This window comes from Massilia sp. BHUDP2, from assembly GCF_046236355.1.
Taxonomy (GTDB): Bacteria; Pseudomonadota; Gammaproteobacteria; order Burkholderiales; family Burkholderiaceae_D; genus Telluria; species Telluria varians.
The window spans coordinates 1,823,598-1,836,185 of record NZ_JBJUVW010000001.1 but is presented as its reverse complement, the minus strand read 5'-3'; the positions used below and the strand labels follow the sequence as shown (position 1 = coordinate 1,836,185).

Annotated in this window: 22 protein-coding genes and 1 pseudogene; 13 read left to right on the top strand and 10 right to left on the bottom strand. The window is 59.7% G+C overall.

Going from position 1 to position 12,588, the window contains the following annotated elements; translation table 11 throughout:
- Position 1 precedes the first annotated feature (1 nt).
- The 6 genes from ACK6C6_RS08390 to ACK6C6_RS08365 all read right to left on the bottom strand — a co-directional run bounded on the left by ACK6C6_RS08390 (position 2) and on the right by ACK6C6_RS08365 (position 4,653).
- On the bottom strand, positions 2 to 1,096 hold the full coding sequence (locus tag ACK6C6_RS08390; protein WP_409266864.1) for an AAA family ATPase: 1,095 nt from the start codon (positions 1,094 to 1,096) through the stop codon (positions 2 to 4).
- A 201-nt stretch (positions 1,097 to 1,297) separates the two neighbouring features.
- A complete protein-coding gene (locus ACK6C6_RS08385; RefSeq protein WP_409266863.1) occupies positions 1,298 to 1,435 on the bottom strand; it encodes a hypothetical protein in 138 nt (45 codons plus the stop codon).
- Positions 1,436 to 1,736: 301 nt separating this feature from the next.
- Positions 1,737 to 2,099 carry a hypothetical protein gene (locus ACK6C6_RS08380; protein ID WP_409266862.1) on the bottom strand — a complete coding sequence of 121 codons (363 nt, stop codon included), beginning with the start codon at positions 2,097 to 2,099 and terminating at the stop codon, positions 1,737 to 1,739.
- A gap of 293 nt (positions 2,100 to 2,392) precedes the next feature.
- Positions 2,393 to 2,992, bottom strand: coding sequence for a hypothetical protein (locus ACK6C6_RS08375; protein WP_409266861.1), 600 nt, complete (start codon positions 2,990 to 2,992; stop codon positions 2,393 to 2,395).
- A 9-nt stretch (positions 2,993 to 3,001) separates the two neighbouring features.
- Positions 3,002 to 3,874: a hypothetical protein gene (locus ACK6C6_RS08370; protein ID WP_409266859.1), complete on the bottom strand. Its 873-nt coding sequence runs from the start codon at positions 3,872 to 3,874 to the stop codon at positions 3,002 to 3,004.
- Between the two features lie 512 nt (positions 3,875 to 4,386).
- Entirely contained in the window at positions 4,387 to 4,653 is a 267-nt protein-coding gene (locus ACK6C6_RS08365; RefSeq protein ID WP_409266857.1) for a hypothetical protein, read from the bottom strand.
- Here ACK6C6_RS08365 and ACK6C6_RS08360 point away from each other — a divergent pair.
- Complete coding sequence (locus ACK6C6_RS08360) at positions 4,652 to 4,879, top strand: hypothetical protein (RefSeq protein ID WP_409266855.1); 228 nt, start codon at positions 4,652 to 4,654, stop codon at positions 4,877 to 4,879. The genes ACK6C6_RS08365 and ACK6C6_RS08360 overlap by 2 nt on opposite strands.
- Positions 4,880 to 4,882: 3 nt before the next feature.
- On the opposite strand, the gene ACK6C6_RS08355 is transcribed toward ACK6C6_RS08360, so the two are convergent.
- The 4 genes and pseudogenes from ACK6C6_RS08355 to ACK6C6_RS08340 form a co-directional block, all read right to left on the bottom strand.
- Entirely contained in the window at positions 4,883 to 5,248 is a 366-nt protein-coding gene (locus ACK6C6_RS08355) for a hypothetical protein (protein WP_409267322.1), read from the bottom strand.
- Between the two features lie 30 nt (positions 5,249 to 5,278).
- Positions 5,279 to 5,347: pseudogene (locus ACK6C6_RS08350) on the bottom strand (zinc ribbon domain-containing protein); the annotation flags it as partial.
- A 7-nt stretch (positions 5,348 to 5,354) separates the two neighbouring features.
- Positions 5,355 to 5,801, bottom strand: a complete 447-nt coding sequence (locus ACK6C6_RS08345; protein WP_409266854.1) for a hypothetical protein — start codon at positions 5,799 to 5,801, stop codon at positions 5,355 to 5,357.
- 189 nt (positions 5,802 to 5,990) lie between these two features.
- Positions 5,991 to 6,698, bottom strand: a complete 708-nt coding sequence (locus ACK6C6_RS08340; protein WP_409266853.1) for a S24 family peptidase — start codon at positions 6,696 to 6,698, stop codon at positions 5,991 to 5,993.
- 107 nt (positions 6,699 to 6,805) lie between these two features.
- Here ACK6C6_RS08340 and ACK6C6_RS08335 point away from each other — a divergent pair, with 107 nt between their 5' ends.
- The 12 genes from ACK6C6_RS08335 to ACK6C6_RS08280 all read left to right on the top strand — a co-directional run bounded on the left by ACK6C6_RS08335 (position 6,806) and on the right by ACK6C6_RS08280 (position 12,478).
- On the top strand, positions 6,806 to 7,066 hold the full coding sequence (locus ACK6C6_RS08335; RefSeq protein ID WP_409266851.1) for a transcriptional regulator: 261 nt from the start codon (positions 6,806 to 6,808) through the stop codon (positions 7,064 to 7,066).
- A gap of 73 nt (positions 7,067 to 7,139) precedes the next feature.
- Positions 7,140 to 7,583: a phage regulatory CII family protein gene (locus ACK6C6_RS08330; RefSeq protein WP_409266850.1), complete on the top strand. Its 444-nt coding sequence runs from the start codon at positions 7,140 to 7,142 to the stop codon at positions 7,581 to 7,583.
- Positions 7,584 to 7,585: 2 nt separating this feature from the next.
- Positions 7,586 to 7,792 carry a hypothetical protein gene (locus ACK6C6_RS08325; protein ID WP_409266849.1) on the top strand — a complete coding sequence of 69 codons (207 nt, stop codon included), beginning with the start codon at positions 7,586 to 7,588 and terminating at the stop codon, positions 7,790 to 7,792.
- On the top strand, positions 7,789 to 8,043 hold the full coding sequence (locus tag ACK6C6_RS08320; protein ID WP_409266847.1) for a hypothetical protein: 255 nt from the start codon (positions 7,789 to 7,791) through the stop codon (positions 8,041 to 8,043). The genes ACK6C6_RS08325 and ACK6C6_RS08320 overlap by 4 nt, the downstream gene beginning before the upstream one ends.
- A 2-nt stretch (positions 8,044 to 8,045) precedes the next feature.
- Complete coding sequence (locus tag ACK6C6_RS08315; protein ID WP_409266846.1) at positions 8,046 to 8,936, top strand: hypothetical protein; 891 nt, start codon at positions 8,046 to 8,048, stop codon at positions 8,934 to 8,936.
- Positions 8,933 to 9,754, top strand: a complete 822-nt coding sequence (locus ACK6C6_RS08310; RefSeq protein ID WP_409266844.1) for an ATP-binding protein — start codon at positions 8,933 to 8,935, stop codon at positions 9,752 to 9,754. Before ACK6C6_RS08315 ends, ACK6C6_RS08310 begins: the two co-directional genes overlap by 4 nt.
- Entirely contained in the window at positions 9,751 to 10,596 is an 846-nt protein-coding gene (locus tag ACK6C6_RS08305; protein WP_409266843.1) for a phosphoadenosine phosphosulfate reductase family protein, read from the top strand. The genes ACK6C6_RS08310 and ACK6C6_RS08305 overlap by 4 nt, the downstream gene beginning before the upstream one ends.
- Entirely contained in the window at positions 10,593 to 11,231 is a 639-nt protein-coding gene (locus ACK6C6_RS08300) for a recombination protein NinG (RefSeq protein WP_409266842.1), read from the top strand. The genes ACK6C6_RS08305 and ACK6C6_RS08300 overlap by 4 nt, the downstream gene beginning before the upstream one ends.
- Positions 11,228 to 11,467, top strand: a complete 240-nt coding sequence (locus ACK6C6_RS08295; protein WP_409266841.1) for a hypothetical protein — start codon at positions 11,228 to 11,230, stop codon at positions 11,465 to 11,467. Before ACK6C6_RS08300 ends, ACK6C6_RS08295 begins: the two co-directional genes overlap by 4 nt.
- Positions 11,464 to 11,664 (top strand): hypothetical protein, encoded by a 201-nt coding sequence (locus ACK6C6_RS08290; RefSeq protein ID WP_409266839.1) that lies wholly within the window; start codon positions 11,464 to 11,466, stop codon positions 11,662 to 11,664. The genes ACK6C6_RS08295 and ACK6C6_RS08290 overlap by 4 nt, the downstream gene beginning before the upstream one ends.
- A complete protein-coding gene (locus tag ACK6C6_RS08285) occupies positions 11,661 to 12,164 on the top strand; it encodes a hypothetical protein (protein WP_409266837.1) in 504 nt (167 codons plus the stop codon). The genes ACK6C6_RS08290 and ACK6C6_RS08285 overlap by 4 nt, the downstream gene beginning before the upstream one ends.
- Entirely contained in the window at positions 12,161 to 12,478 is a 318-nt protein-coding gene (locus tag ACK6C6_RS08280; protein ID WP_409266836.1) for a hypothetical protein, read from the top strand. The genes ACK6C6_RS08285 and ACK6C6_RS08280 overlap by 4 nt, the downstream gene beginning before the upstream one ends.
- The last annotated feature ends 110 nt before the right edge of the window (positions 12,479 to 12,588 follow it).

Below are 12,588 nucleotides of genomic sequence, written 5' to 3'. Positions count from 1 at the left end.
GTCAGAGCGGAACGTCGTCGAGTTGAACTGCGGCGCCGCCGTTGGTCTTCTCGAAGTACGGCGCGCCATTGAGCTCGGTGTGCAGCGAGTCGAAGCCTTCCTTGATCTGCTCCAGCTTGTACGATTCCACTTCGCGCCAGGCGGTGGTCTGGAAGTGCTTCTTCAGCAGGGCGATCACCCTCTCCTTCCCGTCCTGTGACCGACCCGAAATGCCGTGCTCGGTCATCAGGTTCTGGATCTTCTCCAGGTAGATCTGGCGTTGCTCTTCGCGGTACTTCCAGTCGTGCGCACTGCCGAGCTCGGGAATGATCCCGTCGCTGTTGCGGCTGGTGTCGACGCCCAGCTGCGCGCCGCCCAGGTTCAGCAGCTCGATGTGCGGCAGGAAGTCGCGGAAGGTCGGGTTGACGAACTCGGAGCCGTCGATCACGTTGAATCGCTCCTTAAGGATGTACGCTCGGCGGATCTGCCGCTTGGTCTCAAATTCCATCTGACGCTCCATGAGCACCAGGATGGACGGCTCGTAGCCGGTCTCGGTCTCGGCCTTCATCTTCACGCCGGTCTTCTCGAGCTCCTTCTTGCCGTTCTCTTCGTTCTGGAAGAAGTCATACTCGTAGCCCATGCGGCCGCACATGATGATGTGCAGGGCTGAGTTCACGTAGACGTCGGTGAAACGGCGCCATTCGCTCTTGAGGTAGGCCCAATCCTGGAACTCCAGGCCGCGGCGACGGTTGCGCTTGCGTGCATACGACTCGGTGAATTCGGTCCAGAAGTGCGTGATCGAGTCGATCAGCAGCAGCGAGCCGTTGCGCTCCGCTTCTTGCACCGCCGGCACCAGGTCGGCGAATGCGCGGGTCTTCGCCTGCATCATCTTGATCCCGGCCTGATCGAACAGCGGCTTCACATAGTCGCTGCCGGTCTCGGTGTCGAGGAAGTACACCGGCTTGTTCGCGTACTCGATGCCACGCTCCTGCAAGTACTGAATCAGGCCAATGGCCACGTTCGCCGAGGTGTGGGTTTTGCCCGATCCCGCCAGACCCATAAAGCCAGCCTTCATGTAGGCCTGGGTATGTTCGGCTGGCTTGAAAAGACTTTTCATTACTGCTCCTGTTGAATGGTTGGCCTGCTACTCACGTCCTCAACACTCGCCATGAGGAACAAGAGGGTCAGGACTGCTAGAACTGCGGTGGCGGCGCGGCGGATCATCCCGGCAGCCCGGTGAGGATCGCGCTCACGGTGGCCGCTACCCAAAACAGAACGGCTGCGACCTTGACCTTGAGGACTCGGATTTCGTGCTCGCTCATCGCATCACCGTCAGAACAAGGGTGATCGGGCCACGCGAATACAGCGCGGTCAGCAGGGTGTCGAGCGCTTCGCTGCCGATCGCGTAGTAGAAGCGAGGGCCGGAGGGCTGGTTGACTTTGATGCGGAAGGTCATGCAGCACTCCCGGTTGGCAGAGGTCCTGCTTTGATCTGGTAGGCACGACCGCAGGTCATGCAATAGGTGCGCACCGTGCGGCCAGCAGTGCTGACTCGACGAATGGTCACGATGCGATGTTTTGCTGGGCACTTGCTGACGTCGCGGTAAGTCTTAGCGCTCATCCCTCTTCTCCTGTCGTTATTCGCCAGCCCTGCCGGCTCGGTTGTCCTGCCACACAGCGCCGCCCGTTCCCTTGAAATACCGGTTGATAGGAATTTCACAGGCGGCGCTGTGTAGGCCCTCTTGCGAGGGCGTGGTCTCACGCAGCTCGGAGACGCTGCTGCAGCTGGAACTCTTCCCATGCAGCCTCAGCGCGGCGCTCTGCGAGCGACATCGCATAGGCGCGGTCTTCCCGCTGCAGCTCCTGCTCGGCCTGCTTCGTGGCGATGTCGTTGATCAGCTCGTCCAGCACGGCGCGCAGCGCGTTCTCACCGGCCATCGTGCGGCGGATCAGGTCGGCTCGCGCCTGGTTGTCCTGCAGGTAGTCGCCGAGCGCTTCGTCGATCTCGGTCGTCAGGTTCGGAGTGCCGTGCGAGACGGCGGCGGCGATGGACTGCGCGGCCTCACGTGTCAGCTGGTCGAGGCGCTCTTCGGGGGCTAGGCGGGTCAGTTGGTCGGCCATCGTGTTCTCCAGTCGGCGGCTCGGGTGAGCTCGGTTGCGATGGAGTTAGTATAGAACCGCTATACTTCGAAAGTAAAGAAAAACTATACGTGCTAGACGAAAAAAAGCCCGCTCACTGGCGGGCTCAGGTCGTGACCTTGATTAGTGCTTTACTTCGCCGCCGGCTAGGCCGGGGCTGGCGCCTGGGGCGCTGGACTGTCACCGCAGCATTGATGCCGCTGCGTAGGCCTCCATCTGGAGGACTTAAGCCTGATGCCGAGGCAGAGCAGGAACTCAAGAAATTTTAGCTATATTCAACCCGGGCTGTCAGACGATTCGAACGGATCCGGCTGAAGCATACGATCACTAAGGTAGTAGAGCCCCCACAATGTTACGGCAACCATCTGAAACAAGAACAGAAGATAAAAGCCAAACATCACCCATGACAACACGTCAACTACAAGGCTCGCAACTACTGCCCTCGCTGGACCCGCAATCGCTTGACCATATGTTGCAAACAAACTTAGCACTATGCTGACGGCTGTCAGATACGCGAATAACAGGCAGAGAAACCGGCGCCGCGACAACTTCATCTCAATCCACGCTCCAGCAAAACGCGTTTGAATGGTTGGGGTAGGTGCGGGAATAATGCTATCCAGGGATGAGCCTCGCTGACCGAATGTAGCCACTGCAGCAAGTGCCGCTATGTAAAAGCCCGGCAGGGCTTGGACCAGGCCTTGCGCTGTAGCTACTACTCCAAATGTCGCCCAAACATTCATTCCCTCCCTGAATGGCGCAATAAGAGCAATGGTTATTGCCGTCAGGGCAAGAGGAAGATACCAGTCCACTTTTCGCTTCACCGGGTGGTGAATGAATATGTAAGCAAACGGCCTTAGAAGTTGGTAGAAGAGCATACCTGCATTCTAGATGAGTGCGAACAACCTGTCTCGGATTTCAGGAACAATTTTGTCGCATCCAGTATTCAACCTGGTTTTGAAACCAGTCAGACGCTCTTTCTTTACGAACCTGTCCTCATGAACAAGTCGAAGCGTATTTGCGTCCAGCTCAACCGTGTAAGAGCTTTTCTGAGCATCGGTGAACTTTACGCGTAATGAATCAAGCTGTTCCTTGTTCGCTCTTTTGCCAACAGATCTAAGAGCATCCCATATCGGGAAATCCTTGTCGCGTAGCGCAAGCTTGATAGTCTTGCTTTTCTCAACAGTATACTTATCCTCATCAAATACCTGATCACGTGCACGCAAATCAACCAACTCAATCCCATTAATAGTAGATTCTTCTAAGTCTGCGGTGAAATCATCCGAGGGATGTCCGACGAATGCAAACTTATATCGCGCATTTCTCACGGTGCCACTTGGGTCTTTAACTTGGAAGAACGTTTTGTTCGCCCCCTTCGCCTTCGTCACGATGAGGGCGAGAATGCTCTCAATATCTTTTGTACTGATTCCTATTGCCTCCTCCAGTACCGTCAGATATACATTTGGCTTAACCGGCTTCAGCCGAATTGCGAGGTGAGCGGACGATGCGTTGCCCTGCCTTCCTTGTTTCGCAGTTACTGAAAAATGCTTTGAAGCCGGTTCTGAAACAGCTTGATCTGCTGCCAGTTGATCAGATCGGCTGAATAGCAAAACTGCTTTGGTCTTCGCAGTATTCACTTCGAAATCAGCTATGTGCCACGTCTCCGTTTTTTCACGATTCTCGCGGAAGAATGGCTTTGCAGTATTGTATGCGTTAATCTGATTGAGGACGTCAATCAGTGGCCTCTGCGGCAGTGTCATCGTGGATCGATTTGCTCTATCCACGCAATAAGAGTCAACAATACAATCGAAATATTTAACAACTCGGCTATTACTTTTCATGGTCTTCTAGTTATTATTGGGATTTTACGCGACAGCAGTGAATCATCATCCTGCGGCAGATCGAGGTGCGGCACGCAACCACGACAACTCCGGCACTCACCCGAAAATTTCGCGGTCCGTTTCGATTTCACGGCGATGTCTTGCCATAGGCGACAGCACCTCGAACTCGTAGTCCTTGGCCACGTTGTTGATTTCTCGAGCGTGAGTCTCGATGTTTTCTAATGCGTTATTTAGCTGATCTAACTTCGCAGGTAGCATTTCGTGCTCGGAGACATGATGTCTAATCATTCTAAGATCGGATGCTATATCTGAAAGCTTGGAAAAGCATGCATATAGAAATATGACCGCGATAACTGCGCACCATTGCAATATCTCCACTGCCCACTCCTTTTGAACAACATTAACAAGTCCAAGTTACTATTAGTTGCACCCTATGCGCCCATTGCCGGCTTAACCTTCTTTATCCAGCCCTGCCGCAGCGCCCACCGCACTTCAGTACGCCAGGTGATGCGCCGGCCGGTTCTGGTCGTGTTGACCGGATCAGGCGCCCGCCTCGCCAGCTCTTCGAATGACTTGCAGTCCCAAATGATTTGCCAGAGCGCCCATTTGGCTGCATCAATCTCTTCGTTGGCTTTAAGCCGGCTCCTATTGAGGACGATATATTCGCCCTCTAACACTTCAGGTTTCGCTCTGGGCATGGTCATCATCCTGCGGCAGATCGAGGCAAGTCTCACCTCAAACCGCTGGCGGCTGTGGCGGGCCACCCTCAAGAAGTGCTACGCGCTTCTCCAGCACTTCGATGCGCTGAACAAGTTTGCTCACGTAAAATGCCACGGCGCATGCGACTATCAAGCTGATAACTGCCATCAAAATCTCCTAAATGAAGAAGTGGTGCGGCATCCAGGCGTGCCGCATTGCCTTTGATTGTCATCCTGATGCAGATCGAGGCGCAGCACAGAACTCGCGCCAGGTCTTGCTGAAATCCCTAGTCGATTCGTCGTCAAACAGCACTGTCTTGCCGTTAGCGATGAATCGCTTGAACCCAGCGTATCCGCCGAAGCTGTTTTTCCCATTCACCTCGCCGCAGTAGATGCCGGCCTGGGCGGTAAACTCATTGCGGAACTTGAGGCTGTCCGCATCCTTCGCGGCCGCTCTGATCATCGAGCGGGCGACAGTGGAGATTTCGGCTCGCGGGTAGGTGGGCTCGGCGGCCGGCGCGCTCGCATCGCCATCTGGTCGAGAGGCCATTAGCCCAACGGCCACGACCACGATCCCTATAACGGCGATCCTCATGCGAGAGGCGGGCTTCTTTGGGGCCGCGCCGCAATGCGGACAAGCATTCGCCTCGGCGCTGACGCTGTGACCACATTCATGACATGCAACCAGTGCCATATTTCCTCTACTGAATGGTCTTGCCGTTCAACGTCAATTGCTCAATCTGACCTGTCGAAACGCTACCAATGCAGCTGGCCGACATGGGTACTTTCGCGCCAAATCCATTCTGAAAGTGAAAGGATCCACGCCCCCAGGCAAAATAGAACTCGTCGCCCTTCCCGTAGTTCTTGGTATAGGGCGGCGCTTCAGCCCCGCCATACTCCGCAAGCCCAGCGATTCTCTGCTGACAGTTGAGCAGAGCTGCCGACACCTTCTGCGCGTGCTTCTTCTCTTCCGATGGCACAACCACGCGGTAGCCGATCAAGATCACTAGGACGGCGATCACGACCAGAATCGTGTAGCTGAACCACAGGCGCGCCGGGCTCATCTGACCAGTAGATGCAACCGGGGCCGGCATCGCGGAGCTGCTCGCAACCCCGCCCTTGGCCGAACCCGCCGTTCTACTCTGCATTGCAGGGCGCCGCGGCAGGCTAGCTCTACACTTGGGACACTCGCTCAAGCCGGGTGCCGAAATATATGCTTTGCAGCCGGGGCATTGAATGGCAGCCATCTCTACTCCATGCGGCATCTAAGCGTGCCGTTTCGCGCCTCGAGTCTACCTGCTGAGCTGGAGCAAAAGACTCACCAATTGTCTCGCCGGCTAAACGTGATCGCTCTCCTTGCGGACGACTCGGCCGATGATGATGCACTCGGTGCCGCCGCATCGCATCTTCTTGTACTTGTCCTGGTCTTCGTTGTCGGATGCAAGCCACCACTGCCCCATGTGCTTCACCAAGCGCTTCACGACAGCCTCGCCCTGGTAGTTGACGGCATAGACCACGCCGTTGACCAACGTCGTGTCCGCGGTGTTGATCACTACGACGTCCCCGTCATACAGGTTGGGCTTCATGCTCTCGCCCTTCACGTAGATGGCGATTAGCTTCGAAGGGTTGTAGTCGTGGCGCTCGATCCAGTTGCGACGCATACCCAGGGTTCCGCCATCGCGCCGCTCGGGCTCAGTCTGGAAGCCGGTTATGCCGGCCGACAGCCGCAGCTTCACCATTGGGATCTGCACGAAATCAGGATCGTCCTTGTCACTCGGGACGATCTTCATCGCGCCCGGCACCTGACCGGAGAGGGAGCTGAGGATGTCTTGAGGCAGGGGCTGCTTTGTGATCTTCGCGATTGCGAGCAGCTGGGGCAAGTTCGGGTTGTGCTTGCCAGTCTCCCAGTGCGAAATGTTCGCCTTGGTATGGCCGCGCTCGGTCCCTAACTCCAAGGCGAGCTGAGCGCCCAGGGCGGCGCCTGACAGGCCGGCGGTAGTCCGGGCCTCCCTTACCCAATTAGCAATCATTGTCTGAATATCCATCGACGGGAGCGTATAGGAAATCTAAACGAATAAGGTATAGAAATCCTTGACCACACAGTATAGAGTAACTATACTTGGATCAAATCCACTCCCAAAAGCCAACAAAAATGACCTCCGAAGAAGCCCTGAGTAAAGCCGCCGACATTGCCGGCTCCATGCAAGCCCTCGGTGAGCAGCTAGGTGTGACGAAGGGCGCGGTAGGCCAGTGGAAGCTGCCTGGCCGCCAAGTTCCGGCGGAGCACTGCCCCACCATCGAGCGCATCACTGGTGGCGTAGTTCGTTGCGAGGATCTTCGGCCCGACGTCGACTGGCAGGTGATCCGCAGCAGCGGGCGCCGCGCCGTTGATCGCCGTGCTGACAAGAAGTGATTTCGAAGTATCCATGACCTGAATTGTCGAGCAGACAGATTTCCAAAACATCATTCTTTTTCGAGCCAACAGCATGAACGCCAAAGACGCCTTCCACCAAACCGTACATAACGCCCCTGGCGGTTGTGCCGCTCTGGCTGTTCGCCTCGGCATGTCCCCGACCATCCTGCGCAACAAGGCGAACCCGAACAACGTCGCCAACGTCGTGACCATCGACGACATCGACCGCGTGATGGAGCTGACCGAGGACTACTCGGTCTTGCACGCCCTGGCCCAGGCTCACGGCTTCGTGTGCACCAAGCTCGACGCCGGCCAGACCAGTGACATCGCCGTGCTTGAGTCGGTTACCGACATCTGGTCGAAGCTGGGCAGCGTCGGAACCCAAGTGCACGCCGCCCTGGCCGACGGCCGCATCGACCTGCACGAGGTCAAGCACATCGAGGCCGCGATCTTCACCGCGATCCGCCCGATGATGGACTTGCTGACTCGCCTGAACGGCATGGCCGAGAAGGGCTGATCATGGACCAAATCGTCAGCCGAGCAATGATCTTCGACCGCGGCGCCGCAGCTTTCAACGTCGGCCGTCCTCGTGATTCGCACAACATGAACTGGCACTCGCCTGCCCTGCCTGACTGGCTGGCGGGGTATGACCATGCGGCCAAGGTGTGGGCGCAGGCTACCAACAAGCAGGCCATCGTCGTCATGCTGGAGGCAGCAGAGGTATGAGCCAGCTCGTATCCATCAAGGAATGGCTCGGCCATCACGGCGAGCCCATTACCCCCGAAGCCATCCAGTTCACCACCAGGCCGGCCAAGAGCTGCCGCGGCTGCCTGTTCGACGGCCAGCATTCGTCCGTGTGCGATCGCGCCTGCCAGGCTGCTGAGCGCGCGGAACTGGATCACTGCGAGCGCGGCTTTGTCTACGTCGCCAAGCAGGCGGATCCGCGCCAGGTGTCGCTGATCGAACAGGAGCATTGATCATGGCGCGCGCACGAAACATCAAGCCCGGCTTCTTCACGAACGAGGAGCTGGTCGAACTCCCCTTCTCCACTCGCCTGCTGTTCATCGGCCTGTGGACCCTGGCTGACCGCGAGGGTCGGCTTGAGGACAAGCCCAAGCGGATCAAGATGAATCTGTTCCCCGCCGACAGCGTGGACGTTGATGCGGCACTGGACGAACTGCAGGCTTCCGGCTTCCTGAAACGATATGAGGTTGATGGCGCCCGGTTTATTCAGGTGCTCGCATTCAGGAAGCATCAAAATCCGCACAGGGACGAAAAGGCTAGTCTCATCCCTGCACCGGACGGGCACGGTGCAAACACTGTGCAAGCACCGGGTAAGGATGGTGGCAATCCGGCTGATTCTCCGATTCCTGATTCTCCGAAACCTGATACCCCCAACAACAACAACACCGGCGCGAGCGCGCCCGTCGAAGTCGTCGCCCAGCCTGACGACCTTGCCAGCCCAACGGCCGCTCCGCTGCCGCCTGCTCAAGCCCTGCCTGATCCGCAAGACCCGGCCTTGGTGCTGACCCTGGCCCTGCGCCCGCTCGGCGTCTCGGCTCTGTCGACCCATCCGACCGTGATCGCCTGGGCCGACGCCGGCGTACAGGTCGAGACCTTGACCGAAGCGGTGCGCATGGCTCGCGAGCACAAGCCGACCGGCACGATCCCGCCGAACTACCTCGCGCCGATCGTCGACAAGCTGCTCAACCCCGGCGCCGCAGCCCCTGCTGGGCGGGGTTCCGCGCCGGTCAACGAAAAGTTCCACTTCTCGCACCTGGACCGCTCCGGCGACCAGGCTGCAGCGGAAGCCAGCCGACAACGCCACGGCATCACCATGCCGGGCCCTGACGAGGATCTCGAGATATGAGCGACGACAACCTGCAAACCGTTAGCGGCGCACTGTCGCCGCTTGGCTCCGATTGGGCCGCAATTGGCGCGCAATTCGGTGCGAAGCTGGCGATGGTCGCCGGCGAATGCCCGCAGCACGGCCCGGCGGAAGTCCTGACCCGCGCCGGCGCCGCCTGGAGCTGCCCGCGATGCCTCGAGATGGCGATGGCCGCCGAGACCCGTGCACTGTGGCTGCAGACCCGCGCCGCGGACTTGATGGCCACCGCGACCATCCCGGCGAAGTACGTCGGCCAGCGCTTCGTCGCCAGCACCGACGAGCAGCGCATCGTCCTGCGTACCGCGCAGCAGTACCGCGACTTCATCCTGCGTGAGCCGGCCTGGGCGGCGCTGATCCTGGTGGGCATCACCGGCACCGGCAAGACCTTGCTCGCCTGCCAGCTGGGTCAGTCGCTGATCTCCAAGGCCTCGCGCTCGGTCCGCTACATCACCGCCGCCGGCATGATCAGCGAGATTCAGGCCAGCTACGGCCGCGAGGGCAAAAGCGAGGAAGGCGAGATCATGCGCTTCGCTCAGTACGACATCCTGATCCTCGACGAGATCGACGCCATCCGGAACACGGACAACGCCAACCTCCTGCTCACCGAGATCATCAACCGCCGCTACAACGAGGCCAAGCCGGTCATCGTGATCAGCAACCAGCCGTTCGACAACCTGGCGCGCTACGTGGGCGAGCGCGTGCACAGCCGCCTGTACGAGAACGCCTTCGTGTGCGACTTCCGGTGGGCGGATCAGCGGCGCGCTGGCGTCAATCAGCCTGCGCTGCAGGTGGTGCGATGAAGCGCGACCTGATGACGCTGGAGCTCGACCTGGGCGATGAGCGGCCGGCGCCGATCCCTGCACCCGTCGCCCTGCTGATCGAGCGCGGCGCCCTGTTCGTCGTGAACCATAGCGGCGGCAAGGATTCCCAGGCGATGTACCTACTGCTGCGCCAGCATGTCCCAGCTGACCAGTTGGCGATCGTGCACGCCGACCTGGGCGCTGTCGAATGGGCTGGGGCGTATGAGCACATCCTCGCCACTACGGCCGGCGAGCCGATCCACGTCTGCCGGGCGCGCCGGACCCTGCTGGAGATGATCGAGGAACGCGGCATGTTCCCGTCACCGCAGCAGCGTCAATGCACCAGCGATCTAAAGCGGGGCCCGATTGAGCGGACGATCCGCGAAATTACCCGGGCGCGCAAGGAGGCCGGGCACCCAGCCTGGGGCCTGATTGTCAACTGCATGGGGATGCGCGCCGAGGAGTCGGCGAACCGCGCCAGGCTGGCGACGTTCAAGCTACACGCCGGGAATAGCAAGGCTGGCCGCGAGTGGTATGACTGGCTGCCCATTCACGCCTGGTCGGAGGCCGATGTGTTCGCCGCCATCGCTGCCGCCGGCCAAAAGCCGCACGTGATCTACGCCTTGGGTATGCGGCGCTTCTCATGTGTCTTTTGCATCTACGCCACCGACGAAGACCTCAAGACCGCCGCCACCCTGGCTACCACTCGCCCCGAGCTCGTCAACGACCCGGGCATCTACCGCAAGTACGCCGGCCTGGAGCGCAGCACCGGCCAGGTAATGATGATGCCGAAGAATGGCGTCCGTCGCTCGCTGGAGCAAATCACTGGAGTCGCCGCATGAACCGCTCCCCCATCGCCCGCGCCAGCACCCTCAAGCCGGGCCCGAGAACGCGCAAGTGCGCCGTCAAGGGCTGCGGTAACCGCTTCCAGCCGCGGAGCATGATGCACAAGGTCTGCGGCCCGGAATGCGCTGAAGTGCACGCGGTAGCGGAGCGGAAGCGCCTGGCCGCCAAGCTCGCCGCCGCCGACCGCGCCGAGACCAAGGCGAAGCTGGCCAAGTTCAAGCGCCGCCCTCAGTACGTCGCCGAGGCGCAAGAGGCCTTCAACGAGTACATCAGAGAGCGGGACCGGAATCAGCCCTGCATTTGCTGCGGCTCCTTCCAGGCCGCCGGCGAAGGCTCGCTCGTTGGCGGCGGCTGGGATGCCGGCCATTACATCAGCCGCGGCCACGCTTCGCACTTGCGCTTCGATGAGCGCAACGTGCACAAGCAGCGGAAGGGCTGCAACAAGCCGGGCGGCACGACCCGCGCCAAGTACCGGGCCGGCCTGGTGGGGCGCTATGGCGAGCAGTACGTCGCCGAGCTGGAAGCGCTCGAGTACGCGCCGCCGAGCCGGGATCTGACGATTGCAGAGCTGGTGCGGATCAAAGAGACCTATCGCGCGAAGCTGCGCGAACTGAAGAGGGAGGCGGCGTGAACTCCTTGTATGGAATGCCGGTGATCGTGAACCCGATGCTTGACGATGTGCCCAAGATGCGCCTGAGCGAGAGTGTGCGTCAGATCGTGACGCCCGAGTTCGCCGCCTCGGTCGATCGCTGGATGCTCGACTTCTTCGGTGCTGAGAATCGAGTGCTGGTCCTACAGGGGCAAACTTTCGTCGTTGGGCCAAAGACGCTGGCTGCACTCAGACTGCAAGGGAAGTTCCTGCCATGACGAACAGCGAACGACTTCATGCCTGGATCGGCGAGCACATGCCCGAGATCGCTCAGGATTTGGCCTGCAGGAACCCGGCCCTGTTCCGCGCTCGCCTCAACGCCCTCACCGGCGCCCAGGTATGCAGCTGCGACACGATAGAAGACGGAAGCGCCCGGTTCCTCGCGGCGCTTCGAGATTTGACAGGAGAGCTATGACCGAACGCCGCGCAACGATTACCCTGAGCTGGCGCCCGGGCATGCCCACGCGCCGGGAAGACGACTACCGCGAGGTGACCCATTTCCAGCCGGTGAATTGCCCTCGCCCTGCGTCGGCTGTGCAAGAGCAGCGCGCCATCGAGTCGCGCCTGATCAACTGGAGCCGCTGGACGACTGCCCCAATGCACAGCCGCGTCGCCTCCAGCCAGACCGGGGCCATATGCGACCGACTGCGCCGCGCTGCCCTGGGTGATCAGGACAGCAGCGACGAGCGCCGCAAGATCGACGAGAACGATGCGCTGCTGATCGAGCGGAACCTCTGGAAGCTGCGCGGCACCCAGCGGTCCCTGCTGCGCATGCACTACGTGAACAACTGGCGGTGGCCGGTCATCTTGCGCATGCTCAGGCAGAAGGTGCGGAAGGCGCACTTCGATATCCTGTTGGCCAACGCGCAGGAGGCGATAGAATATGAGATCGACAATACCAAGAGGGCAAGATGATCAGTCAAAAGCCGGTGCCAAATGACACGGTGCGCCATTACCTGCAGCGCGCAGCGGAAGCGGGCGGGATTCAGGTGAAGTGGGATCAGGAGAACGGGTTCACCCGCTACGATAACAACGCCAGGTGGAATCCTTGGGACGACAACGGCGACGCGCTCGACCTGGCCGAAAAGATGATGATGACGTTCTCGCTTGAGCCCTCCCGCGTGGCCGTGCACTGGGGTCTTTACGGCGAAGAGGAGAACACGCAGGATACGTACGCGACCCTGCGTCGGCTCATCGTGCGTGTTGCAGCCGAGTCAGGAGCCGCCTAAAGCGCTCCAAATTTCTTGACAACAGGAAAACTCAGCGGTACATTCCTAGTCACAACTTAATTCCGTCTAGAAAGACGTGCGGCGGTTCCCTGAAGGGAGCCCGCGGCTTC